This window comes from Thalassospira sp. UBA1131 (assembly GCF_002311515.1).
GTDB lineage: Bacteria > Pseudomonadota > Alphaproteobacteria > Rhodospirillales > Thalassospiraceae > Thalassospira.
Genome location: NZ_DCAO01000057.1, coordinates 6,961 through 7,446 on the forward strand (window position 1 = coordinate 6,961; position 486 = coordinate 7,446).

Sequence of the window (486 nt, forward strand, 5' to 3'; positions counted from 1 at the left end):
TTGCGTGATCGCAACACATTCCGGATCAACTGAATGCATGCCGTTTGAAACATGGTTGGTCAAATAGGCATCCAGTGTGTCGGCTTCGATCTTTGCCGACGGCCCGTCAATCCCCAGCAACTTTGCCCCGCCGCCGTAAAAGGCAACACCGGTGGATTCCGTGACATTGATATGGGCGTGGTGATGACAGACCACGCCGCCAAACGGCGACACCAGCCCCGAAAGCCCAATGACGTTGGCCGCCGTTCCGGTTGCAACCGGCACTACGGATACATCACGCCCGAACAATTCTGAAAAAGCTGCATCAAGCTTTTGGCTTTTATCATCCGCGCCATAGGGCAGGGTACTGGCATCACTTTCGGCGGCGATGGCCGCAAGTATTTCCGGACAGATCGGGGTGACATTGTCTGATGAAAAGTTCATTGGGGCCTCAAAGGGATGACGTAAAAAGGCGCGCAGTTTGGCAAGGCAATGCTGTTTGGTGGT

1 protein-coding gene is annotated in these 486 nt (G+C 54.5%); it reads right to left on the reverse strand.

What is annotated here, in order from left to right; all coding sequences use genetic code 11:
- Positions 1-423: beta-eliminating lyase-related protein (locus tag B3Z49_RS08805; protein WP_296990061.1), on the reverse strand; the 423-nt coding region annotated here is incomplete at its 3' end.
- Between the last annotated feature and the right edge of the window lie 63 nt (positions 424-486).